22 protein-coding genes are annotated in these 21,674 nt (G+C 29.1%); 4 read left to right on the top strand and 18 right to left on the bottom strand.

All coding sequences use genetic code 11. From position 1 onward, the window contains the following. Window positions 1-279: 279 nt before the first annotated feature. Window positions 280-891 carry a hypothetical protein gene (locus AACT_RS00365; RefSeq protein ID WP_172123891.1) on the top strand — a complete coding sequence of 204 codons (612 nt, stop codon included), beginning with the start codon at window positions 280-282 and terminating at the stop codon, window positions 889-891. A 240-nt stretch (window positions 892-1,131) separates the two neighbouring features. Here the strand turns inward: AACT_RS00365 and AACT_RS15585 are convergent, their stop codons facing one another. From AACT_RS15585 to purB, 6 genes are all read right to left on the bottom strand, one after another. Continuing rightward, on the bottom strand, window positions 1,132-1,257 hold the full coding sequence (locus AACT_RS15585; RefSeq protein ID WP_272953560.1) for a hypothetical protein: 126 nt from the start codon (window positions 1,255-1,257) through the stop codon (window positions 1,132-1,134). A gap of 24 nt (window positions 1,258-1,281) precedes the next feature. Continuing rightward, a complete protein-coding gene (locus AACT_RS00360; protein ID WP_172123889.1) occupies window positions 1,282-1,713 on the bottom strand; it encodes an acyl-CoA thioesterase in 432 nt (143 codons plus the stop codon). A 295-nt stretch (window positions 1,714-2,008) separates the two neighbouring features. Next, a complete protein-coding gene (locus AACT_RS00355; protein ID WP_172123887.1) occupies window positions 2,009-2,380 on the bottom strand; it encodes a hypothetical protein in 372 nt (123 codons plus the stop codon). 417 nt (window positions 2,381-2,797) lie between these two features. Then, window positions 2,798-3,829 carry a ribonucleotide-diphosphate reductase subunit beta gene (locus tag AACT_RS00350; protein ID WP_172123885.1) on the bottom strand — a complete coding sequence of 344 codons (1,032 nt, stop codon included), beginning with the start codon at window positions 3,827-3,829 and terminating at the stop codon, window positions 2,798-2,800. A gap of 76 nt (window positions 3,830-3,905) precedes the next feature. Continuing rightward, window positions 3,906-6,290: a ribonucleoside-diphosphate reductase subunit alpha gene (locus tag AACT_RS00345; RefSeq protein WP_172123883.1), complete on the bottom strand. Its 2,385-nt coding sequence runs from the start codon at window positions 6,288-6,290 to the stop codon at window positions 3,906-3,908. A gap of 27 nt (window positions 6,291-6,317) precedes the next feature. Next, on the bottom strand, window positions 6,318-7,649 hold the full coding sequence (gene purB / locus AACT_RS00340; protein ID WP_172123881.1) for an adenylosuccinate lyase: 1,332 nt from the start codon (window positions 7,647-7,649) through the stop codon (window positions 6,318-6,320). Window positions 7,650-7,785: 136 nt separating this feature from the next. Here purB and AACT_RS00335 point away from each other — a divergent pair, with 136 nt between their 5' ends. Then, window positions 7,786-8,682: an RluA family pseudouridine synthase gene (locus AACT_RS00335; protein ID WP_172123879.1), complete on the top strand. Its 897-nt coding sequence runs from the start codon at window positions 7,786-7,788 to the stop codon at window positions 8,680-8,682. Here AACT_RS00335 and AACT_RS00330 read toward each other — a convergent pair. The 11 genes from AACT_RS00330 to nifB form a co-directional block, all read right to left on the bottom strand. After that, window positions 8,663-10,324 carry a nickel-dependent hydrogenase large subunit gene (locus AACT_RS00330; RefSeq protein ID WP_172123877.1) on the bottom strand — a complete coding sequence of 554 codons (1,662 nt, stop codon included), beginning with the start codon at window positions 10,322-10,324 and terminating at the stop codon, window positions 8,663-8,665. The genes AACT_RS00335 and AACT_RS00330 overlap by 20 nt on opposite strands. Next, window positions 10,305-12,752 carry a hydrogenase small subunit gene (locus AACT_RS00325; RefSeq protein WP_172123875.1) on the bottom strand — a complete coding sequence of 816 codons (2,448 nt, stop codon included), beginning with the start codon at window positions 12,750-12,752 and terminating at the stop codon, window positions 10,305-10,307. Before AACT_RS00325 ends, AACT_RS00330 begins: the two co-directional genes overlap by 20 nt. A 229-nt stretch (window positions 12,753-12,981) precedes the next feature. Then, window positions 12,982-13,323 (bottom strand): nitrogen fixation protein NifQ, encoded by a 342-nt coding sequence (locus AACT_RS00320; RefSeq protein WP_172123873.1) that lies wholly within the window; start codon window positions 13,321-13,323, stop codon window positions 12,982-12,984. A 9-nt stretch (window positions 13,324-13,332) separates the two neighbouring features. Next, window positions 13,333-14,328, bottom strand: a complete 996-nt coding sequence (locus AACT_RS00315; protein WP_172123871.1) for a leucine-rich repeat domain-containing protein — start codon at window positions 14,326-14,328, stop codon at window positions 13,333-13,335. Window positions 14,329-14,339: 11 nt separating this feature from the next. Next, window positions 14,340-14,588 (bottom strand): hypothetical protein, encoded by a 249-nt coding sequence (locus AACT_RS00310; RefSeq protein ID WP_172123869.1) that lies wholly within the window; start codon window positions 14,586-14,588, stop codon window positions 14,340-14,342. Window positions 14,589-14,594: 6 nt separating this feature from the next. Next, window positions 14,595-14,801 (bottom strand): CCE_0567 family metalloprotein, encoded by a 207-nt coding sequence (locus AACT_RS00305; protein ID WP_172123867.1) that lies wholly within the window; start codon window positions 14,799-14,801, stop codon window positions 14,595-14,597. 55 nt (window positions 14,802-14,856) lie between these two features. Then, window positions 14,857-15,618 (bottom strand): hypothetical protein, encoded by a 762-nt coding sequence (locus AACT_RS00300; protein WP_172123865.1) that lies wholly within the window; start codon window positions 15,616-15,618, stop codon window positions 14,857-14,859. Next, on the bottom strand, window positions 15,600-16,712 hold the full coding sequence (nifV, locus tag AACT_RS00295) for a homocitrate synthase (RefSeq protein WP_172123863.1): 1,113 nt from the start codon (window positions 16,710-16,712) through the stop codon (window positions 15,600-15,602). Before nifV ends, AACT_RS00300 begins: the two co-directional genes overlap by 19 nt. Before the next feature lie 390 nt (window positions 16,713-17,102). Continuing rightward, window positions 17,103-17,399: a type II toxin-antitoxin system RelE/ParE family toxin gene (locus AACT_RS00290; RefSeq protein WP_172123861.1), complete on the bottom strand. Its 297-nt coding sequence runs from the start codon at window positions 17,397-17,399 to the stop codon at window positions 17,103-17,105. 1 nt (window position 17,400) lies between these two features. Further along, the gene (locus AACT_RS00285; protein WP_172123859.1) at window positions 17,401-17,622 is read right to left on the bottom strand and encodes an addiction module protein; all 222 of its coding nucleotides are present in this window, start codon (window positions 17,620-17,622) and stop codon (window positions 17,401-17,403) included. A gap of 169 nt (window positions 17,623-17,791) precedes the next feature. After that, window positions 17,792-19,240, bottom strand: coding sequence for a nitrogenase cofactor biosynthesis protein NifB (gene nifB / locus AACT_RS00280; RefSeq protein ID WP_172123857.1), 1,449 nt, complete (start codon window positions 19,238-19,240; stop codon window positions 17,792-17,794). A 107-nt stretch (window positions 19,241-19,347) separates the two neighbouring features. Between nifB and AACT_RS00275 the strand changes: the two genes are divergently transcribed. Further along, entirely contained in the window at window positions 19,348-19,533 is a 186-nt protein-coding gene (locus tag AACT_RS00275) for a hypothetical protein (protein WP_172123855.1), read from the top strand. 8 nt (window positions 19,534-19,541) lie between these two features. Here AACT_RS00275 and AACT_RS00270 read toward each other — a convergent pair whose 3' ends face one another. Further along, window positions 19,542-20,720 (bottom strand): YbfB/YjiJ family MFS transporter, encoded by a 1,179-nt coding sequence (locus AACT_RS00270; protein WP_172123853.1) that lies wholly within the window; start codon window positions 20,718-20,720, stop codon window positions 19,542-19,544. A gap of 98 nt (window positions 20,721-20,818) precedes the next feature. Between AACT_RS00270 and AACT_RS00265 the strand changes: the two genes are divergently transcribed. After that, entirely contained in the window at window positions 20,819-21,652 is an 834-nt protein-coding gene (locus AACT_RS00265; protein ID WP_172123851.1) for a LysR family transcriptional regulator, read from the top strand. Window positions 21,653-21,674: the final 22 nt, after the last annotated feature.

The raw sequence follows: 21,674 nt of genomic DNA, 5'->3' as shown, positions 1-21,674 counted from the left end.
GACATTAACACGATGAAACAAAAATTAAAAGAACTTATAATTGATTTATAAGTAAATTATACTAAAGAGTAAAATATAACTTATTTTAGCTCTTTGGTATTTCGCTTATACAGTAAAACACTACAACTTTAGAATACCCTTGTTATCAAATATTTTTAATACACTTTTTACAGTTAAATATTGAAAAAAATGCTCCTAAATCTCAGCTATATTTAGTTAGTATTCCGAAATTTATTTGATTAACAACAATATTCCAATATTAAACATTTAAGGACATATATGAAATTCTTTTTATTTCTTATTTTACTACTAAACTTAGCATTAAATGCTGATGATAAATACTTAATGAGAGTGGCTTACGGAATAGCTGATAAAAATGATTTAGGTCAGATTTTAACTGGGAATCCTGCTACAACAGATAAATATTTGGCAGTAGTAACGATTGATGGTGGTTATTTATTAAAAGAAAACTTTTTAAACTTACCTATAGATATTTATCTTAAAGGTGGCCTTTCAACTTTTAATGAAAAAGTTAATAACAATGCATATGAAGCACTTGTTTATATAAAAGCATACTATAATCTAGATTTCTTAGATAATACAGTTAGAATTGGTTTAGGAGAGGGGGTCTCTTATACAAGTAGAATTCTTGAAGCAGAATATGATGATGTGCATGAAGATCCAAACAATATATTAAGTAGTGCTAGATTTTTAAATTACTTAGATATTACAGTTGATTTTGATGTGGGAAAACTTATTGATTATAAACCAATGCATGAAACATATTTAGGGTATTTATTAAAACATCGTTCAGGAATTGGTGGACTTATTAATAATGTTGAACATGGTGGATCAAATTATAATTGTTTTTATATAGAAAAGAAATTTTAGATATAAACTTATTCGCAAATGAAGTAAAAGTAATTGATGTAAAAGTAAATTGTTCTCGTAGCAAGGTATGTAACTTTGATGTGACATTAGAGCACAAAGATACAGGCTGGGAGCATTATGCAGACAAAAGGGGAGATATATACTCCAAATAAACTACTAGCTACAAAAACTCTATAATATCCTCACGTTAACGAACAACCATTTACAAGAAGTCTATCAGGAGTTAAAAGCTTAAGTTCTTTATTTATTTTGCGGTGATGTAGTTTTGTCTTGAATTTCTACTGCGACATTATATTTATCAAATAAAATCGAAAACATATATCCCATAGAAACAACAATCAGTGCTATAATAAAGATATTTCTCATATTTTTCCTTTAAACTTTATATTTTTATAATAATTCTAACTCAGCTAATAAAGCAGGCCAAGACTCTGCAAACAGATGACTTTCTAGCTCTAATCTGATTTTATCAGGAATTTTAACGGATATCTTTGTAGTAAAATTATAATGTATAAGTATACATTTTCCTATGGTACAAAGTTTTCCATTTTGATAAACTGCATGGGATAACTCTATAGAAGAGTTACCAAGTTTTGAAATACCAGTTTTAACAATGACTTCTTTACCCCAAAATACCTCTTTTAAAAAATCAAAAGAGCTATGAGCCATAATTAGATTCCATTCTTTGATATTTGCTGTTGGCATAAAGATACGAAATATCTCATCACGAGCTGCTTCAAACCATACACCATAAGTATTGTTATTAATATGCCCAAGAGCATCTGTTTCTAAGAATCTTGGTTTTATTGTTTCTGTGAACATTTAGTTTCTCCAATTAAAAAGAGATTAGTTTAACAAATTTGGTTTAGGAGGAGTTTAAATATGAATGCACTTTTTCTTAACCGTAAGAAAAAGTACGCAAAAAGAAACTCCCAGCCAAGTTGTTGAAGGCAAAGCTTCCTAAGTTTCGCTCCTTTATTTTCTGCGTTGCGGAACTCGCTACAAAAGGTACATTTAGTACCTTTCTTCACTCAAACAGTCCTCTCTTTTCACCGAAAATAAAGAATCAAACCTTAGCTTCAACAAAGGCTGGATTTCTTGGGAGTTTTAGCTTTTTTTATGAAGCTAATTTAATATTGTAAAGTTCTATATCAGTACTGTAAATTTCTTTAACACTAATCAATCCTACAAAACTTTGAAGTTTTTGTTTTACAATTTGATATATCTTTTTATATTGAATATTTTCTTTTATTAATTCAATAACTGTTTGTGCAATCAATATCTCAATTGTAGCAATAATAGATAATTGATGAGAATTAAATTGTCCTCTTAATCCACTCTCAATATTTAGTGTTTTATATACTAGTTTCGTATATACCATATACAATTTTTCAGGACTTTTACTTCCTTGTTTTCTTGCATAAGTTGTTAATATTTTTAAAATATCTGTTTCGTCATTTCTGATTTGAATTGAATTTTTTCGTTGCATGTTTAATTCTCCTTATGGAATTACTATTTATTAGAATTAGAGTATAAAATATAAAGTTATTTTAGTACTCAACAGAAATATATAAAAATATCCGTGTACAAAAAGTACACTTTTTAAAGGAAATTGAAAGATATGTATGTTAGTATTTCTCACTACAAAAACATTAGCACACATTTAAAGCTTTCAAAGTCTTTAAATGTTGTGTTTATTTACTCACTATTTTCAATTAGAACCTCCAAGTAATTTATTTTAGTTTATAGACAATTCCGGTCAAAATTTAAAACACATTAATATATTAGAATTTCATATTTTGTTCAGAATCAAGGCGGAGCATTTTTTTTGCGAAGGAGCATACAATAAGTATGTGACTGAGTAAAAAAATTGTTCCAACGCCGAGTCTGGTCAAAAGATGGAATTCTAGAAATCGTCGAAGTCGATTGAACCTTTACTGTAATTTACTACATTTCCTTCGAAGAAATTTGTTCTTTGGTCATTAAAACTTGCATAACCATCTACCCATGGAATAGGGTGTTTTACATTGTATTCTGGTTTATATCCAACTGCATCTAGTCTTTTATCTGCTAGGTATTGAATATATTGTTCGATTATTTTATCTGTAAATCCTAGGATTTGTCCTTGTGTTATGTATGTTCCCCATGATGCTTCTAGAGCTACTGCTTTTCTGAACATTCCTCTTACAGTCTCTTCTAACTCAGGTGTAAATAGTTCTGGTCTTTCTTTTCTTACACTGTTTATCATGTTTTGGAAAAGTAATAGATGTGTTACTTCATCTCTTTGAATGAATCTAATCATCTGTGAGCTTCCTAGCATTTTCCCTGATTTTCCAAGGGCATACATAGCTGCAAATCCTGCATAGAAATATAATCCTTCTAAGATTTGATTTGCAAAAAGTGCTAATACTATTTTTGTATCAGATATTTCACCATCATCACCAGCGGTTAGACTCTTGTAAACATCTGCAATATAGTTGTTTTTTTCTCTAAGTTTTGCATCATTTTTCCACATATTGTAGATTTGATCTGTATTATCTGAAATTGATTCAACCATAACTGCATATGATTTACTATGATTTGCTTCTTCATAAGATTGTCTTGATAAACAAGCATTTACTTCAGGAGCTGTAATATATGGGTTTATATTGTCCATTAGATTATTTGTTTGTAATGAATCCATGAAAATTAATTGTGATAAAACTAAGTCATACATTCTTTTTTCTGCAGGTGTTAAAAACTTATAGTCTTTAGCATCACCTGTCATTTGAACTTCTTTTGGAAACCAAGTATTAGCTTCCATTGTATCCCATAAATTAAGTGCCCACTGATATTTCATTTTAGTAAAATTAATCATTCCATCACTATTTCCACCAAAAATTCTTCTATCATTTAAACTCTCTTTTGAGTCTGGGTTATATATGGTTTTTCGCTCCATTTGGAAGTCCTTTGCTTTTTTCTAAAATTTTATTGTATATTTATAATTGTTTGTATGTAAAGAATGTAAGGTTATCTTATTGACAACCGCTACACTCTAAACTTCTATCTTCAACATCATTTTTTGCTTCAGGTGATTGGCTTCTTAAATAGTATGTTGATTTAAGTCCCAATTTCCAAGCTAATGTATAGATTTCATGTAAGTATTTACCACTTGCTTTATCTAAGCTCATGAAAATATTTGTAGATTGACCTTGGTCTATCCATTTTTGTCTAATTGCTGCTGCTTTTATAACTTTTAATTGGTCAATTTCAAAAGCAGGTGTATAGTAATTCCAAGTTTCAGGACTTAGTTTTGGTACAACTACTGGAATTAATCCAGATAAATTTTCCTCAAACCATTTTCTTTTATAAACAGGCTCAATTGCTTGAGTAGTTCCTACTAAAATAGAAATAGATGAAGTTGGAGCAACAGCCATTAGGTAACCATTTCTCATACCATCTTTTTTTACTTTAGCTCTTAACTCATCCCAGTTATAAGAAGCATCAAATAAATCCTTCTCTATAAGTGCATTTACAGCTTGTGGAGCATGATCATGAGGCATAATACCTTTTGACCAATTAGAACCCTCATAAGTTGCATAAATACCTTTTTCAAGTGCTAAATCAGAACTTGATTTAATTGCGTTGTATGAAATTGCTTCCATAACTTCATCAATCTTTTTAAAATGGTCATTTTCACCCCATACAAGTTTGTATTCAGCAACCATTTCAGCTTCACCCATAACTCCAAGACCTATACTTCTTGATTTTAAGTTTGTAGCTTTTACTTTTCGTAATGGATAGAAGTTTAAATCAATTACATTGTCAAGCATTCTAATTGCAATTGGAACAACTCTTTCAATATCTTCTTTGGTGTTGATTCTTGATAAGTTTACAGATGCTAAGTTACAAACAGCTGTATCTCCATCAATTTTTTCTTTTTCAACAATAAATACTCTTTTCCCATTTACAGAATCAAGTGCAGATACTTTATTTGCTTTTTTTGTGATTCCACCATCAACAATGATTAAATCTTCTTCATCATAAGTTTCAACTGTTCCATCTACAAATTCAAGTCTGATTTTATAGTAGTTTGGATTTGTATTTTGGAAAATTTCTGTACAAAGATTTGAGCTTCTAATATGTCCAACATGTGGATTAGGATTTGCTCTATTTGCTGTATCTTTGAAACATAAGAAAGGACTTCCTGATTCAAAGTAAGAAGTTAATACTTTTTTCCATAAATCTTTTGCTTTCATTACATTTTTTGTAATTGAGTCATCATTTTCATAAGCAATATATTTAGTTTTAAACTCATCACCATAACACTCAGATAAATCTTTCACTTCATAAGGATCAAATAAAGTCCAATGACCATCTTCTAAAACTCTTTCCATAAATAAATCTGTAATCCAAAGTGCTGGAAATAAATCGTGAGCTCTTCTTCTTTCTTCACCTGAGTTTTTCTTCAAGTCAATAAAATCTACAATATCCATATGCCAAGGCTCAAGATAAACGGCAATTGCACCTTTTCTTGTACCCAATTGATCAACTGCAAGGGCAATATCATTTGTGATTTTTAAGAATGGAACAGTACCACCAGCTGCACTTTTGTGGTCATCAATAACACCACCTAAAGCTCTGATTTGATTCCAATCCCAACCGATTCCTCCACCAAATTTAGATAATAGAGCCATCTCTTTGTAACCATCAAAAATCCCCTCGATATTATCAGGAGAACTTCCAATATAACAAGAAGATAATTGATGTCTATTTGTTCTTGCATTTGATAATGTAGGAGTTGCAAGCATAACTTCAAATTTTGAAACTACGTCATAGAACTCTTTTGCTCTTTGTTGTTTATCTTCTTCATCTTGAGCTAGAAACATTGCAATTGCCATAAACATATGTTGTGGCAACTCAATTGGTAGACCTTTGTTATTTTTAATTAAATATCTATCATATAAAGTTTTGATTCCTAAATAATTGAAAAGGAAATCTCTTTCAGGTTTTAAATAAGAGTTTAAATCATCTAAATCATAACCAACACCGAGATTTGGAATTAATCTTCCTGCATCTTTTCCATATTTTAAATAATCTCTTAAATGACAATAAGGCTCACCTTTGATTCCATGAGTTGATTTTCCAACTCTGTGATATAAATCAAAAATAAATAGCCTAGCTGCTACAAATGTCCAGTTTGGAACATCTATGTCAATTTTTTCTACAGCTGTTTTTATTAATGCGTCTTGAATATCAGATGAACTCATTCCATCGATAAATTTAATTTGTGCATCTAATTCTAATTCACTTTGAGATACACCATCTAAATCAGCAGTTGCATCTATAGTCATTTTTTGGATTTTAGTAATATCTAAAACTTCTTTACGACCATTTCTTTTTTTTATCATAATTCCCATAATTTAGCCTACCTTAAATATTTTATATTATTTTTTGAATACTCTGTTGAAAATTTTATCCACATTTTTTGTATAGTATTCAAAGTTGAAACATTCTCTTATTTGTACTTCACTTAAAGATTGTCTTAATTCATCATCTGCTAATAAGTATTGAAGATATAAAGACTCACCTTTTTCATTTGTACTAGGTTTACCTTGTTGTATCTCTTCCCAAACTTTCATTGCATTTCTTTGTACAATTCTATATGCATCTTCTCTTGAAACACCAGCTAGTGGAAGTTCAAGTAGTACTCTTTGAGAAAATACTAATCCACCCGTTAAGTTAAGGTTTTTCATCATATTTTCAGGCATTACAGTTAAATTTGCAATTACACTGTTCATTCTATGTAGCATAAAGTCAGATGTTATAAATGCATCTGGTAACCAAAATCTTTCTGTTGAAGAGTGAGAAATATCTCTTTCATGCCAAAGTGCAACATTTTCCATAGCTGGAACTGCATATGCTCTAATCATTCTTGCAAGTCCCGTGATGTTTTCTGTTAAAATTGGATTTCTTTTGTGTGGCATTGCAGAAGATCCTTTTTGACCTTTTGCAAAATACTCTTCACACTCATAAACTTCTGTTCTTTGTAAGTGTCTTACTTGAACAGCAAATTTTTCAATAGAAGATGCCATTAAAGCTAAAGCAGTAGCAAGTCTAGCATATCTATCTCTATGAATTACTTGGTTTGAACAAGGTTCAGGTTTAAGTCCTAATTCTGCCATTGCATACTCTTCAAGCTCTAAAGGTGCATGAGCAAAGTTACCCATAGCTCCTGAAATTTGACCAACAGCAATAACTTCCATAGTTTGTTCTAAATTTTCTAAATGTCTTGCCATTTCATCGTACCAAACAGCTAATGTTAAACCAAAAGTAATAGGCTCACCATGGATACCATGAGATCTTCCTACCATTAAAGTAAATTTATGCTCTTGTGCTCTTTTTTCAATAGATTCCATTAACATTTTTACATCTGCAATAATAATTTCTAAAGAATCTCTCATTTGAATCGCAACACCCGTATCAACAGCATCTGATGAAGTCATACCATAGTGAAACCATCTAGATTCTGCACCTAATGATTCAGATACACTTGTATTAAATGCAATTAAGTCATGTTTTGTAATAGCTTCGATTTCTTCAATTCTTTCTACTGAAAAAGTAGCATTTTTTACTATTTTCTCGCAATCTTCATCTGGGATTAATCCCAATTTATTCCAAGCCTTTACAGCTGCTTTTTCAACTTCAAGCCAGGCTGCATATCTTGCTTCTTGAGTCCACTTTGAACTCATCTCTTCTCTTGCATATCTTTCAACCATATTAAAGTCCCTTGTTTTCGTTTTTATAAAGTATTGTTAATTATTTTAGTATGATATTGTATCTAAAAAGACAAAATATAAAATAAAAAATCTATTTAAAACCAATAGATTTTCAAAAAAAGAATAGGAAAGAAATTTGCCATTTATATTAAAAAAATATCAAGCAATTAAAGACAAGAAATTAAGCCTTTTTTTACTTCAAGATTTAAAAATAGATCATAGATTAGCCCAAAGAATCGCCTCTAAAGGAAGAATCTTTGATGAAGAAATGAACACAATAGCACCAAGTGATAATATACCAACAGATTATATTTATATGGCAGTTTTTGAAGGGATAACAAGGGGGTTAAAGCCTCTTTTAGAGTTCGAGGATTTCGCTATTTTTGATAAACCAACACACCTAATGGTTCATCCAATTTCTAAAAGTACTCCTTATTCTTTACTTGATGAAATTAGATTTCATTTTGGAGAAAATGCAAATTTAATTCATAGAATTGATGCTGAAACTTCAGGACTTATTATTGTTGGTAAAAATAAAAAAAGTGAAATAGAATTAAAAGAGATGTTCCAAGATAAAAAATATCATAAATCATATCTAGCAATTGTGCAAGGACAGATAAAAGAAGAATTACAAATTGACAAAGGCTTAGATAGGGAAGGGCTTCTTATCGGCGTTAGAATGAAAGTTTGTGAAGAGGGGAAAGAATCAGTTACAGTTATAAAACCAATTTCTTATAATAAAGAAAAAAATATAACACTAATTGAAGCTTTACCACTAACAGGACGACAACATCAAATTAGAGTTCATCTTTATTCAGAAGGTCATAGAATCTTAGGTGATCCTATTTATGGTGTTGATGATGAAAATGCTGAGAACTATTTAAATAAAACCCTAAGTGATGAAGATAGATTTGCAGTAACAAATTCTCATAGATTGTGGCTTCATGCAAACTATTTAGAGTTTACTTATAAAGAGGTAACTTATAAGGTATACTCTAAAAATAAAGATATTTTTAATGAATTTTATAATTAGATAAATTTTTACCCTTTGTATCAATAATATGCACAGCACAAGCTAAACAAGGATCAAAAGAGTGTAAAACTTTTAAAACCTCAATAGGTTTTGAAGTATCACTTATTTTGATTCCAACTAGTGCTTCTTCATAAGCACCTCTTAGACCATCACTATTTTTAGGAGTTGCGTTCCATGTGGTTGGAGCTATTACTTGATAATTTTTAATCTTTTCATTTTCTATATTTAAACTATGTAATAAAACCCCTCGTGGAACTTCAAGAAAATTACTTCCCTTATAATCTTTTTTCATATCCGCAAAATTATAATTTGTATAAGTATTTGTATCATCATATTTTATATTTTGAATCAAATTAGACATAAGTTTAAAAATATATTCACAAACATATTGACTCTCTATTGCTCTACAAATATTTCTTCCTACGGTACAATTTAAATCTTCAAGACTTAAAGAGCTATCCTTTAAAAAGTTATCCACAAAACTATTTATAGCTGTATCATTTTTTGAATAACTTATCAAAATTCTTGCTATTGGCCCTGTTTCCATGGTTTTATTCCCATATCTAGGAGCTTTTATCCAAGAATATTTATCATCATTTTTTACAGTTCTTAAAGTTCCATCTTCATTTATATCTGTATAAAATGGCTCTTGTTTTTCATCATCACTATACCAAGCTCTTTGAACTTCTTCTGTGATTTTACTGCTATCAAACTCTTTAATATCCAAAAAATTTCCATCATAGATAACTCCACTTGAAAAAAGTTTCATACTTTCATTTATTTCATATCCACCAACACATAAATAATTTCCAAGAGTTTTACCACTTTTACTTTTTATTTCATCTTTATATGCACTTGCCAAAAGTTTCATATCTGGAATATAAGCTCTGTTTATAAAATCATTAGCTTCTTTTATTTCAAATAAAAAGTCATTTAATCTTTGGGGATTTAACATATCCATAACACTTGTAACTCCTCCTACCACTATTGATTGAGGATGGGGAGTTTTACCTCCAAAAATAGCAATTGCCTTTGATATTTTTGTTTGAAAAGTTAATGCTTCAAAATAATGAGAAAGTAAAATCAGATTTTGTTCAGCACTTAATTTATATTCACTATGTCCAAAAAAATTACTATTAAAAGGGCCTAATCTTCCAGCATCTACAAAGTTTTTCAATTTTTCTAAAGTACTTTCATAATGACTAGTCGAGTTACGAAATGGTTTATCACAATACTTATGGGCTTCTATAGTAGTTTCTTGAGCATTTGCAACTAATGCTTTAGTAACATCTACAAAATCAAGTAAATGTAACTGATAAAAATGTACCACATGATCTTGAATAAATAAAGCCATTGACATTAAATCTCTAATAATTTGTGCATTTTTAGGAACAACAATATTATATGCATTTTCAACTGCTTGAATAGATGCTCTAAAATGTGAATTTGTACAAACTCCACAAATTCTTCCAGCAAGTAAACCTGCATCTCTTGGATCTCTATTTTGTAAAATTATTTCAATACCACGAAAAAGTTGCCCACTTACATAAGCCTCTTGTACAATTCCATTATCATCAATTTCAACTTCAGCTCGTAAATGCCCTTCTATTCTTGTAACTGGATCAATTACTAATTTTTTCATCAACATTTTCCTCTTTTTCTTGAACATAAACTCTTTCATTTGCAAACTTATCGAAAAATTTAGCCTCTGTACATCCCATACAACCATGTCCTGCTTGAACAGGCCAAGAAGTTCCTTGATTAAATTTCATGGTCGGACAGTTTACATTTGCAAATGGTCCTTTACAGCCCATTTGGAATAAACACCAGCCATGTTTAGCTCCTTCATCTCCCCATTGTTCTACAAACTCCCCAAGTTCATAATGTCCTCTTCTTTCACAATTATCATGAACTCTTTGCTCATAAGCCCATAATGGACGATTAGATTTATCAAGTAATGGCAACTCTTCAAACATCATATAAGAAAGTAAGGTACCAACAATATTTACAGGATTTGTAGGACAACCAGGAAGATTTATAATATCATTTCTATTTAAAGCTTGGGCAACTCCAACTGCTCCTGTTGGATTTGGAATTGCGGCAACAACACCACCATCAAAAGCACAACTCCCAACGGCAAGAACCAAGGCTGCGTCTTTTGCACAACTTTGAAGAAGTTCAAGTCCCGTTTGTCCTTTTGGTCCAATTCTAAGAAATTTTCCATCCATTGCTAAAGGTACGGCACCTTCAACTATTAGAATATATTCATTTTTATTGTTTTTAATAATATCTTCTAAAATAGTTTCACTAAAATCTCCACTTGCACTCATTAGTAACTCATGATAATCAAGTGAAATATAATCAAATATCAAGTCTTCTATTGCTGGATTTGCTGATTTGATAAAAGCTTCACTATTTCCACTACAATCACTTAGTTCAAGCCAGATAATTGGTATTTTATTTAAGTTTTTAACTCCATCTTCAACTACCTCTTGAAAAGCAGGATGAAGTTTCATATCTGCTGTGACCATTGATATCCAGCTATTAACTTCGCTCTTTGCAATATCTACCATTTTTAAAGCAGCTTCTAAATTACTCTCATCTAACTTATTTTTAGGATGCAATCTTTTAAACTTATCAATTCTTTTTCTAGCTAGTGCTATCTCTTTTTCTCTATTTACTTCTTCAGGTGTTTTTTTAGGGATTGAATTATTTATTAAATGTTGTGAAGATTCTATTACTTTTACCACATCATTTTTACATCTTCCACAAACTCTACCGGCTTTTGAAAAATCTTTTAATTGAGCAAATGAATTAATCTGACATGAAACAACTAAATCAACTAAATCTTGATTATAAACATGTTCACAAGGACATATTAGTCTTCCTTTTTTTCCTAATTCTCTATTTTCATATAAGTATTTTATATCTACATTTTCTTTATTTAATACTAACTCTTCTATATATTCAGTATCAATATTTGAATTAAGTCCTAAAAACTTTACTAAGATATTATCTTTTATAAAATACTCATCTATTCTATTATTAATAATAGATTCAATCACTATCTTTTCATACTTTTTAGAAAAAGAGGGGGATGATATTTCTACTAATTCAAAACCTTTTACCTTTAACATATCAACGGTAACTTCTAAATCGTATTTTTTAATATCATCTTGTAATATATGTGAAATTGCAACATTACTTTGAGTTGTACACTCTTTTACATGTCCAGCAATAAAATCAAGTTTCTCAACTTGTGCACACTCTCCAATTGCATAGATATTTTCATCACTACTTTGCATATATTCATTTACTAATATTCCCTTATCAATATCTATAAATTCTTCAAAGGGTTTTACATTTGGTTTTATTCCTATTCCAAATATAACAAAAGGATTTTCTATATTTAATTTTTTTGTTTTTAATAGTTTTATTTCATTATCTTCAATTAGACAATTGTCAGTATCTATTTCATCTTCATATGAGATATTTAATTTTTTATTTTTTAAAAGAGTGTTTTGTATTATATTAACTGCATTTTGAGATAGATATTTACTATATAGATATTTATTTCTAACTAATAGAGTGATTGACTTTATACAATCAATTTCATTTAAAGTTTCTAGTAACTCTAAGGCTATTGGGCCACTTCCTACTATTACAACTTCATTTGTTTGATAATATTCTTTTATCTTTTCACAATCACTTATACTTCTAAATACTGCTACATTTTTTATATTTGTATCTAAAAAACTTACAGGAGTTGAGCCTGTAGCGATTACTAATTTGTCATAATTGTAAGATTCATTATTTGAGTAAACTATTTTTTTCGTTTTATCAATGGATTGTATTGTTTGGCTTAGTTGTAGTTGTACTTTAGCATTTAATTGTAAACCAATTGAATTAGAATCATCTTTTCCATCAATTAAGTTACATAAATATACTCTATCGTAGGGTGGATACTTTTCATCACTAAGCATCACAATTTCGCAAGTTTCATCTTTATCTAATATACTATTTGCAAAATAAACAGCTGCAATTCCTCCACCTATTATGACTAGTTTCATGATAAATCTCTTTCTTTTAAGTTATATAATAAATAAAATTACCTTGTATTTATTATATAACAGAAAAAAAATAATTAGGCGACAATATTGTTTAATTTATGCTAAATAAGTAAATTCTTCTTAGATAATAAATTTAATATAAGTTAATAATTAAAAGTTATCAAGACAAATGAACATAAAACAATAAATGCTTCGAAAGACAGTAAGATAATTAGGTCTTTTTTTCTTTTTAACATGATTTCTCCATTTTTTCTGGATTCAAAGAACAATTAAAACAATTAGAAATATCTAAACAAGTAGCACAAGCAGGTGCTGTTTTTCCTATACAATCATAAAGATACTTTTTCCATCTTTTATCTTCTGGTTTTAATTTAGCCAAAGAGCTAAAGTGTTTAGTCATTAACTCTCCCATCTCTTTTCTACTTGATAAACCTAGGTCTGAATACAAATGTCCTAGTTGTAAAGAAGTTTTAGCAATCCAAGGAGCTAGGTCATTTTTTGAATAATCACTATTTGCATGTTCTTGAAGCAATTTTAAAACTTGCTTTTCCATTACAGATAAATCTCTCATTATAAGCTCCTATCTAATATCGCAAAATTCAAGGCAAAGAGAAGTTGGTCTTTTTAAACCATTATTGTTTGCTATAAAAAGATTTCTCAAATTCTTTAAATTATCTATTGAATCTGGTAAAGAATCTAATTGATTATCTTCAACATCCAACTCTTGTAATTTGTCTAATTTTCCAATTAATTCAGGTAAATATTCTAAGTGATTAGAGCTAACAGATAAATCTGTTAGATTTTTTAAATCACAAATTTTAGAAGGTAACTCAATCAAAAGATTGTTATCTAAAAATAGGATTTTTAAATCCTCTAATTTACTAAGGTCAAAATCTAAAGATTTTAATAAATTATCACTCAAATCAAGTTTTATAAGCATATCATGAGACTCCAATGAAGGTAGTTTTCTTAAGCTATTACCTTCTAAAATTAGAGTTTCTAACTCTTTAATACTTGATAAAGAAGAGGGCAGTTCAGTTAAATGATTAAATGATAAATCTAAGTAATAAAGCTGTTTCATCTGTGCAAAAACATCAGGTAACTCATCTAATTCATTGGTTTCTAAAGATAAATATAAAAGTTTTGATAACTTTGAGAAATCTTCATCCAAATATTCAATTCTATTTGCAGCAAGTGTTAATCTAGTAAGTGAAGTTAGATTATAAAACTCTTTTGGCAATTTTTTTATTCTATTTACATTCAAATTTAAAATCATTAAATTAGATAAATTTCCTATTGTTGAAGGCAACTCTTCAATTAAGTTGTTTTCACATTGTAAATTTCTTAATTTCTTTAACTCTCCAATGGCCTTTGGCAATCTTCTGATTCTATTATTTGAAAGTTTTAAAACACTAAGATTTTTTAAAACTCCAATTGACTCAGGTAAATCTTTTAAGTTTCTTTTTGATAAATCCAAATGAGTTAATAGTTCTAAATCATCTTCAAAAACTGACATTATTGGTGTTAAACCATTTGCTCTAATCCATTTTACAAAATTGTCAATATCTGCTTTCATAACAAACCCTTTTAATCATTTTCATTTAATCTATCATTCTTAGCATCTATTAAAAATGCTATTTCTTGATAATCAATTTCACCAAAATCAACCATATTAAACAAAGCCATCAAAGGTCTTCTACAACATGTTTGATTGCAACCTGTAACTAATTTTTTTGCTTTTTTATATGGTAAATCAGTTTTTTTAAATATTTCAATAGCTTGGGAAACAGTGATTTCGCCACATTCGCAAATCTGTTTTTCTTTTAAATTTTTCATAATAAACTACTTTAAATATGGATGTTTTTCTTGAAATGAAATAACTTCTTTCATAGCAGTATTTATGTCTTCACTTAATTTTGGCAATTTCACATAATCAGTCCAAATAGTGTCTTCTACAATATCATGAACAACACCTGCAATTTCCACAACTTTTCTTTTATATTTTGCCAATTCTTTTTTTAACTCTTTTTCTTCTTCGTGCGATACCATCTTTAACTCCTTTATATTCCATATAAGTTTTCAAGCCTAATATTAGGTTTTTCATTCAAGTACATAAGTTTAAAATCCCAGTGATTTCAAACTTATAGCTTTGATAAAGATCTACTATTTCTTTTTCATTTTTTGGCGCAAAACCAAAAATCTTTTTTAATCCTCTATAATATAAAACACCTCGCAAAAGTTTCTCTGCATCTAAAAATGCTTCATTTGCCATAATCCAAGGAGATATTTTTATATATCTTTTATTTACTACATATGAGTGTAAAAAACCATAATCTGTAGATAGTTTTAATGAATTAGAAAAAACACAATCTTGTTTCAAATATGTTTCTCTATTTGAATAAAAAGCTTTTTTATCAAGTTTTCTTGAAACTTCATCATAGTGCTCACCACTTACATGCTTTGCTGTTGAATTTGAAAAATTAAAAGCAACCGCTTGACCTGAGTGCATAAATCTATACATATCACAGTAAGTAACAAAAGATAACTCTTCTAACTCTTTTGCAAATTTTTCTTCAATCAAAATCAAAACATTTTCACCTGAGATATTTTTTAATAAAAGAGCAACTAATCTTTTTAATATATCTTTTCCATCATCTACAACATTTAAAACATTTATATACAAATGTGTATCAAAAGCATATGCACTTATAACTCCAATAATTTGAGAGTTTTGATAAGCTGCAAAACAATACTGAGGATATGCCTGATAAGTTTTTTTAAGAAGTTCAAGATCAAATAGAACATTACTTTTTTCTATTTGATCCAAACAATCTTCGAATCCGTTTTTTAAATATCCAAGGAACATAGGTATAACTCTTTTAATTCATTTGTACTTAATACTTTTTTTCTATTAGTTACTATTTCTCTAATTTTTGGAAGTAGTTTTTGTACGATTTGAATATTGGGTTCTATCCCAATAGATTTAAGATGATAAATCAAAGTTGAGCTACCTGAGTGTTTTCCTATTGGAAAACTTCTTTTAAGACCTAACTCTTCAGGATTAAAAGGCTCATAAGCATTTTTTGATTTCATCATGCCATTTACATGAATTCCAGATTCATGTGAAAATATGTTTTTACCGACAATTGGTAAGTTAGTATCAACTCTTCTATGAGAAGCACTACTTACAGTTTTAATAAGAGATTTTAAAGCTTTTGAATTGATATTAATCTCTTTTCCCAAAAGTCTCAAAGACATTAATACTTGCTCAAAACTAGCATTTCCAGCTCTCTCACCAATACCAATAACCGTAGTATTAGAGCTGTATGCTCCTGCTTCATATCCTGCAATTGCATTTGCAGTTGCCATTCCAAAGTCATTGTGAGTATGCATTTCTATATCTAAAAGATTCGAAGAACTTAAATCTTTGATATTCTCATAAGTTTTATGAGGTGTTAAAATACCAACCGTGTCACAATATCTAAATCTATTTGCACCAAGTTCAGCTCCTAATGTCATAATCTCTTTTAAAAAAGAGTTGTTCGCGCGACTTGAATCTTCACCACCAATACAAACAAATAAATTTTCTTTTTTGGCTTGTAAAATTACCTCTTCAAGTTGTTTTAATAATCTTGTTTTATCTCCACCAAATTTAATATCAATCAAAATATCAGAAACAGGTATAGATAAGTCAACCGCTTTTAATCCACACTTTAAAGAAGCGTCTAAATCACCCATAGTAGCTCGGTTCCAACTCATAATTGGGATAGGTAAATTAAGGGCAAGAATCTCTTTTAAATCATCTTGCTCTTTTTTCCCCATTGCAGGAATTCCAACTTCTAATTCATCAGCACCAGCTTCATATAAAAGCCTTGCTATTTTAAGTTTCTCTTTAGTGTTAAAAGCTACGTATGGCGTTTGTTCACCATCTCTTAAAGTTGTATCATTAATAATTGACATTGTACTAACCTTTAATTTCGATATAAAAAGTTATGCAAATAGTGTTCCGAAGTGAGGATTTAAGGAAATATTAGAATATAGGTTTTTTATTTCATAGTTTTTTTGGATTAAAGTTTATTCTTTTGTTAATATTAGGGATTAGCTTATTGAATATTGTAGGGATATTATTTCAATATACTTTCATTTCTATAGTTATAAGTGCAATAATGTTTTGTTTTTATATACTATATTTTATATTTGGAATTGTTAAATACTCAATATTTAAAAAAGATTATGAATGCGTTGATATTAGAAAAAGAGTTAATAGTTGGCTTTCAAGCTTAATTTAAGAATAAAAACGAAAAGGCATTTTTTTCGAGTCCATTAAAAATAAGTAATTTGATTTTCTATTTAAATTATTCTATCAGCCCAATAATTTGGTTTTCTACTGTTATGCATAACTACAATTATAAATATTTCTTCATTTGATTCTTTGTATATTATGGAGAAAGGGAATTTATTTAGGATATATCTTTTAAAATCATATTGGTAATTAGCCCATGCATTTGGAAAGTTTTGAATAGCTTCAAAACCATTTTCTAGCTCATATAAGAACTCTTTTCCTAATCCCTCAAGTTGCTTTTCATACCAATTATATGAGCCTTTAATATCTATTGCAATTTCAGGGTGAAAAGATAATGGTTTCATTTTAAGATAAAACTTGTTGTTTTATTTGATTCCAATTTAGAGTTTGAACTTTTTTTGATTCTATTTCTTCAAATCTATTTTTAGCTATATCTGCCCAAAATTTATCGGAATCATTATCATGATTTTCATCCATAGATGCAATAAGAATTTTCATTAAATCATTTTTTTCATTTGAAGATAATATTTGTATATCTTGTAAAACTCTATTCATGATTTTAGTCATTTAGAAATCCTTATAGAAAGTTAGATTATTCTAACATTTTGGAGCAAAATTTGCTATAAAAAAATTCAAAATTATTCTAAAATTTCTAACTAATCAGTCTTAATAAACACTAAATCTTTTGATTCTAATAAATAGTATTACTCTAGGTTTAGTTTTCAAAAGCTAGGGATTACCCTAACTCTTTTTCAGATTTTTCTTTATTTGAATAAAAATATTTTTGAACAGCTGCGAAAACTGATTTTTCAATTGGTTGAAGAGCATAAGAATCATCACTAATTAAATTAATACTAGCTAACTCATCTTGTGGGCATCCACCAATTTTTTCTGTTAATAATAAATCCACATCTTTTAGAGTGTTTTTAATCTCTTCAATTGGATAAGAACCATCACAATCTTCGGGTCCTTTACAATATGGATTTTCTACTTTTCTGTGCATTACAAATTTTATTGCTTTATCACCAGCTTCATAGATTAAGAACTCTTTTGCATTACCAAAGTGTAAATTGATAGTTCCCTCACCAGCTGTTGTAACAGCTACAAGTTTTGTTTCACCTGTTGAACTCAATTGTTCTTTAGAAGCTTGTGCAATTTTTACTTTTTCATTTGCAACTTCTAAAGCTGCTCTCCAGTTTTCAATAACTTGATGTTTTTGTGCACGTGCATTAATATCATATTTTTTAGTTAAATCTTCCCAGTCCATATTTACAAAAGTATCATTTGTAAACTCTTCACCTCTATCTTCGCCAATTAATCCAACAGCATCAGCTCGACACTGTCTACAGTGAGACATAAGTTTCATATCCATTCCACAAGCTTCTTGTGCTGCCATAACTTCTTGATCAGTAGCACTTGATTGTCCATTTAATCCATAATAAGTCCCATACTCTTCTTTTGATAATAGTGGCATGATATTATGTAGAAATACACCTAACTCTTTTAGTTTTTTAGCAACATTTGGTAATTCTTGATCATTTACACCTGGAATTAAAACAGAGTTTGCTTTAACTAAAATTCCTCTGTCTGTTAACATCTTGATTCCCTCAAGTTGTCTTTGTAGAAGAATTTTTGCTGCTTCTTTTCCAAATACTTTTTTATGATTCCATAAAATCCAAGGATAAATTCTAGAACCAACTTCACCTGTTTCATCAACTGAATTAATTGTAACAGTAACGTGGTCAACATTATATTGTTGGATTTTATCAACATAATCAGGAAGCATAAGTCCATTTGTAGATAAACACATTTTTAAATCCGGTGCTTTTTCATATAGCATTTTAAAAGTTTTAAAAGTTTTTTCAGGATTTGCTAACGCGTCACCAGGTCCAGCAATTCCTACAACTGACAATTGTTGAATTTCTCCACCTACAAATAAAATCTTCTTAACTGCTTCCTCAGGTTGTAATTTAGAAGATGTTACTCCTGGTCTGCTTTCATTTGAACAATCATATTTTCTATTACAGTAGTTACATTGAATATTACAAGCAGGTGCAACGGCCACATGGATTCTCGCATAGTGTTGGTGAGCACCTTCACTATAACAAGGGTGATTATTAATCTTTGCCATTACCTCTTCTTGGATTGATTCTTGAGAACTACTTGAAGTACACGAACAACTCATAGATAACTCCTTATTTATTATTTCAAAATAGCAATGCACAATGTGTTCCTTAGAAAACCTAGGAATGAAAAATGCATAATAAACTTTATATAAAAAAAGGATAAAAAATGAACGTGCAAGAAGAGATAAAAAAAGAGCTTCTAAAAGAAGTTTATGGAAATATTGACAATATCTATGATTTCATAGATGCAAGGTATAAACTAGATAAACCCTGCAACGATGGTATTATAAAAAAGTTAAATGAGTTAAAAGATGTTATATATAAAATAACAAATCTTAGTGATTTGGCCTAAAAATATTCTTATATTTTATGTGTTTCAAATTTTTTAGCAAATAAAAGTAAAACCACTCCACCTAAAACAATAAATGCTGTTAAATATAATGCATAATCATAATTACCAAATTTATCAATTAGATATACACTATAAAGTGGAGCTATAACTTGTCCTATTCCATATGAAGTTGTAAGTGCTCCCATTAAAACAACAGGATTTGATTTTGCTAGTTGCCCACCAAGATTCATAAAAAGTGCAACAAGTCCCACAAAGGTTCCCCCAAAGAAAACACCACTTAAAAGGTTTAAATACAAGTTACTTGTCATTGTAGGAATTAAAATACCAAGGGTTTGAATAAGTAATGCAATAATTATGATATTTACACTTCCATATTTATGAGCTAATCTCATCCAAATAATACAAGAAGGAATTCCAGCAAGACCAACTATCGTCCATGTAATATTTCCATAACCTTCTAGTCCTGGAAGATTATTAATAATATCAGGTAAAAATGTTCCTTGAACAACAAATCCAACACCCTCTGCAAAATATACTATAATAAGTAATACTACAAAAAATGTAAATATTGATTTATCAAAGCCATGTTTTACGACATTTTGTTTTACTTTTTTATCAAAAGACAATATGTAAACAGAATAAATTGATATTACAAAGGCAAAAATAGCTAAAACCAACCATGAATCCTGCCATGATCCACCTGAACTTAAAACATATCTATTTATTAAATCAGTTGTTAAAATAGAAAAACCAATACCAGAGAAGTGGATACCCATAGCTTTTGTTTTACTTTCCATTTGTAATTTTGTCATAACAATTGCAGATCCAACCACAAAAGTCATGGCACCTGCAAATCCTGCTAAAATTCGAGCTACTATCCAAACAGTGTCATTTGAATTTAAAGCTAAGGCAAGTGTTGAAGTTATTGCTAAAACAACACCAAATCTAAATAAAAGTACTTTTTGATTTATATCTTTTATGAATATAGATAAAAGTGAGCCACTTAAGTAACCTGCAAAATTTAATGATGCTAAAATACCTGCAAAGGTAATATCTAAGTGATTTACTAACATACTTGGAATCAGTGAAGTAAATGCAAATCTAGCAACTCCTAGTCCAATAATTATTGCGAATATTCCTGCGATGATAATACTTAAATTGTCATTTCTATCAAGTAATCTATTCATTTTAAAGCCTATTTTATAATTAATTTACGTTATCATATCACTAATAGTTATCTAGTGTCAAATAACCAATAATGATATATGATATAAGGAATGATGATATGGATTTAAATTTATTAAGAGTTTTTGTAAGTGTTGCAAATAAAAAAAGTATCTCACTTGCGTCAAATGAACTAAAGTGTGCCCAATCAAACGTAACTTCAAGAATAAAACAACTGGAAAAAACTATGGATTTAACTCTATTTCATAGGGTTCCAAAGGGTGTTATTTTAACAGAACATGGAGAAAGATTTTATCCAAAAGCATTAGAAATCATTCATAAAATGGAAGATGCTTTATTTTCACTAAAAGATAATGAAAAAATAGGGCAGTTAAAAGTAGGTTCAACAGAGTGTAATGCGGTTGTTAGAATATCTCCTTTTTTAATTAAACTACATGAAGATTTTCCTCAAATGCAACTTGAACTTTTTACGGGTACTACAAAAAGTGTAACTGAGCAGATTTTAGATTATCAAGTTGATATTGCTTTTATTAGTGGTGAACCTAAAAGTGATAAATTAATGGTTTTGAGAAAAATTGAAGAAGAAATAGCAATACTAGAACCAAACTCTTCAAATGTTCCAAATGTAACTCTAACTTTTAAAGAGGGTTGTGTTTATGATGAATTTTTAAAAAACTATTATGAAGAAAAAAATATTTTTGTAGAAAAGAGTTTATCCTTTGGAAGTTTAGAAACTATTTTATCATGTGTAAAAGTAGGGATGGGAAAAACTTTGCTTCCTATGAGTATTGTTAAAAAAATGGGTTATGATAAAGATATAAAAATAACTGTGTTAGATAAAAAAGAAGCAAATATTCCAACTTGCTTAGTTTGTAGAAAGGATTATATTCCTTCTATTTCTGAGTATTTAAAGAAACTAGACTTAGAAAATTAATAAGCGATGAGTACTGTTTTAG

Source organism: Arcobacter acticola (genome assembly GCF_013177675.1).
Lineage (GTDB): Bacteria > Campylobacterota > Campylobacteria > Campylobacterales > Arcobacteraceae > Aliarcobacter > Aliarcobacter acticola.
Note: the sequence above shows the minus strand (reverse complement) of the source record. Positions and strands in the feature narration are given on the sequence as shown.

Coding starts and splice junctions, on each gene's coding strand:
- AACT_RS00345 (WP_172123883.1), bottom strand. CDS start 6,290: ATGGGAATTATGATAAAAAAAAGAAATGGTCGTAAAGAAGTTTTAGAT.
- AACT_RS00315 (WP_172123871.1), bottom strand. CDS start 14,328: ATGAAAGCAGATATTGACAATTTTGTAAAATGGATTAGAGCAAATGGT.
- AACT_RS00285 (WP_172123859.1), bottom strand. CDS start 17,622: ATGACTAAAATCATGAATAGAGTTTTACAAGATATACAAATATTATCT.
- AACT_RS00265 (WP_172123851.1), top strand. CDS start 20,819: ATGGATTTAAATTTATTAAGAGTTTTTGTAAGTGTTGCAAATAAAAAA.
- AACT_RS00350 (WP_172123885.1), bottom strand. CDS start 3,829: ATGGAGCGAAAAACCATATATAACCCAGACTCAAAAGAGAGTTTAAAT.
- AACT_RS00270 (WP_172123853.1), bottom strand. CDS start 20,720: ATGAATAGATTACTTGATAGAAATGACAATTTAAGTATTATCATCGCA.
- AACT_RS00300 (WP_172123865.1), bottom strand. CDS start 15,618: ATGTTCCTTGGATATTTAAAAAACGGATTCGAAGATTGTTTGGATCAA.
- AACT_RS00320 (WP_172123873.1), bottom strand. CDS start 13,323: ATGAGAGATTTATCTGTAATGGAAAAGCAAGTTTTAAAATTGCTTCAA.
- nifV (WP_172123863.1), bottom strand. CDS start 16,712: ATGTCAATTATTAATGATACAACTTTAAGAGATGGTGAACAAACGCCA.
- AACT_RS00275 (WP_172123855.1), top strand. CDS start 19,348: ATGAACGTGCAAGAAGAGATAAAAAAAGAGCTTCTAAAAGAAGTTTAT.
- AACT_RS15585 (WP_272953560.1), bottom strand. CDS start 1,257: ATGAGAAATATCTTTATTATAGCACTGATTGTTGTTTCTATGGGATAT.
- AACT_RS00365 (WP_172123891.1), top strand. CDS start 280: ATGAAATTCTTTTTATTTCTTATTTTACTACTAAACTTAGCATTAAAT.
- nifB (WP_172123857.1), bottom strand. CDS start 19,240: ATGAGTTGTTCGTGTACTTCAAGTAGTTCTCAAGAATCAATCCAAGAA.
- AACT_RS00360 (WP_172123889.1), bottom strand. CDS start 1,713: ATGTTCACAGAAACAATAAAACCAAGATTCTTAGAAACAGATGCTCTT.
- AACT_RS00355 (WP_172123887.1), bottom strand. CDS start 2,380: ATGCAACGAAAAAATTCAATTCAAATCAGAAATGACGAAACAGATATT.
- AACT_RS00310 (WP_172123869.1), bottom strand. CDS start 14,588: ATGAAAAATTTAAAAGAAAAACAGATTTGCGAATGTGGCGAAATCACT.
- AACT_RS00325 (WP_172123875.1), bottom strand. CDS start 12,752: ATGAAACTAGTCATAATAGGTGGAGGAATTGCAGCTGTTTATTTTGCA.
- purB (WP_172123881.1), bottom strand. CDS start 7,649: ATGGTTGAAAGATATGCAAGAGAAGAGATGAGTTCAAAGTGGACTCAA.
- AACT_RS00330 (WP_172123877.1), bottom strand. CDS start 10,324: ATGAAAAAATTAGTAATTGATCCAGTTACAAGAATAGAAGGGCATTTA.
- AACT_RS00305 (WP_172123867.1), bottom strand. CDS start 14,801: ATGGTATCGCACGAAGAAGAAAAAGAGTTAAAAAAAGAATTGGCAAAA.
- AACT_RS00290 (WP_172123861.1), bottom strand. CDS start 17,399: ATGAAACCATTATCTTTTCACCCTGAAATTGCAATAGATATTAAAGGC.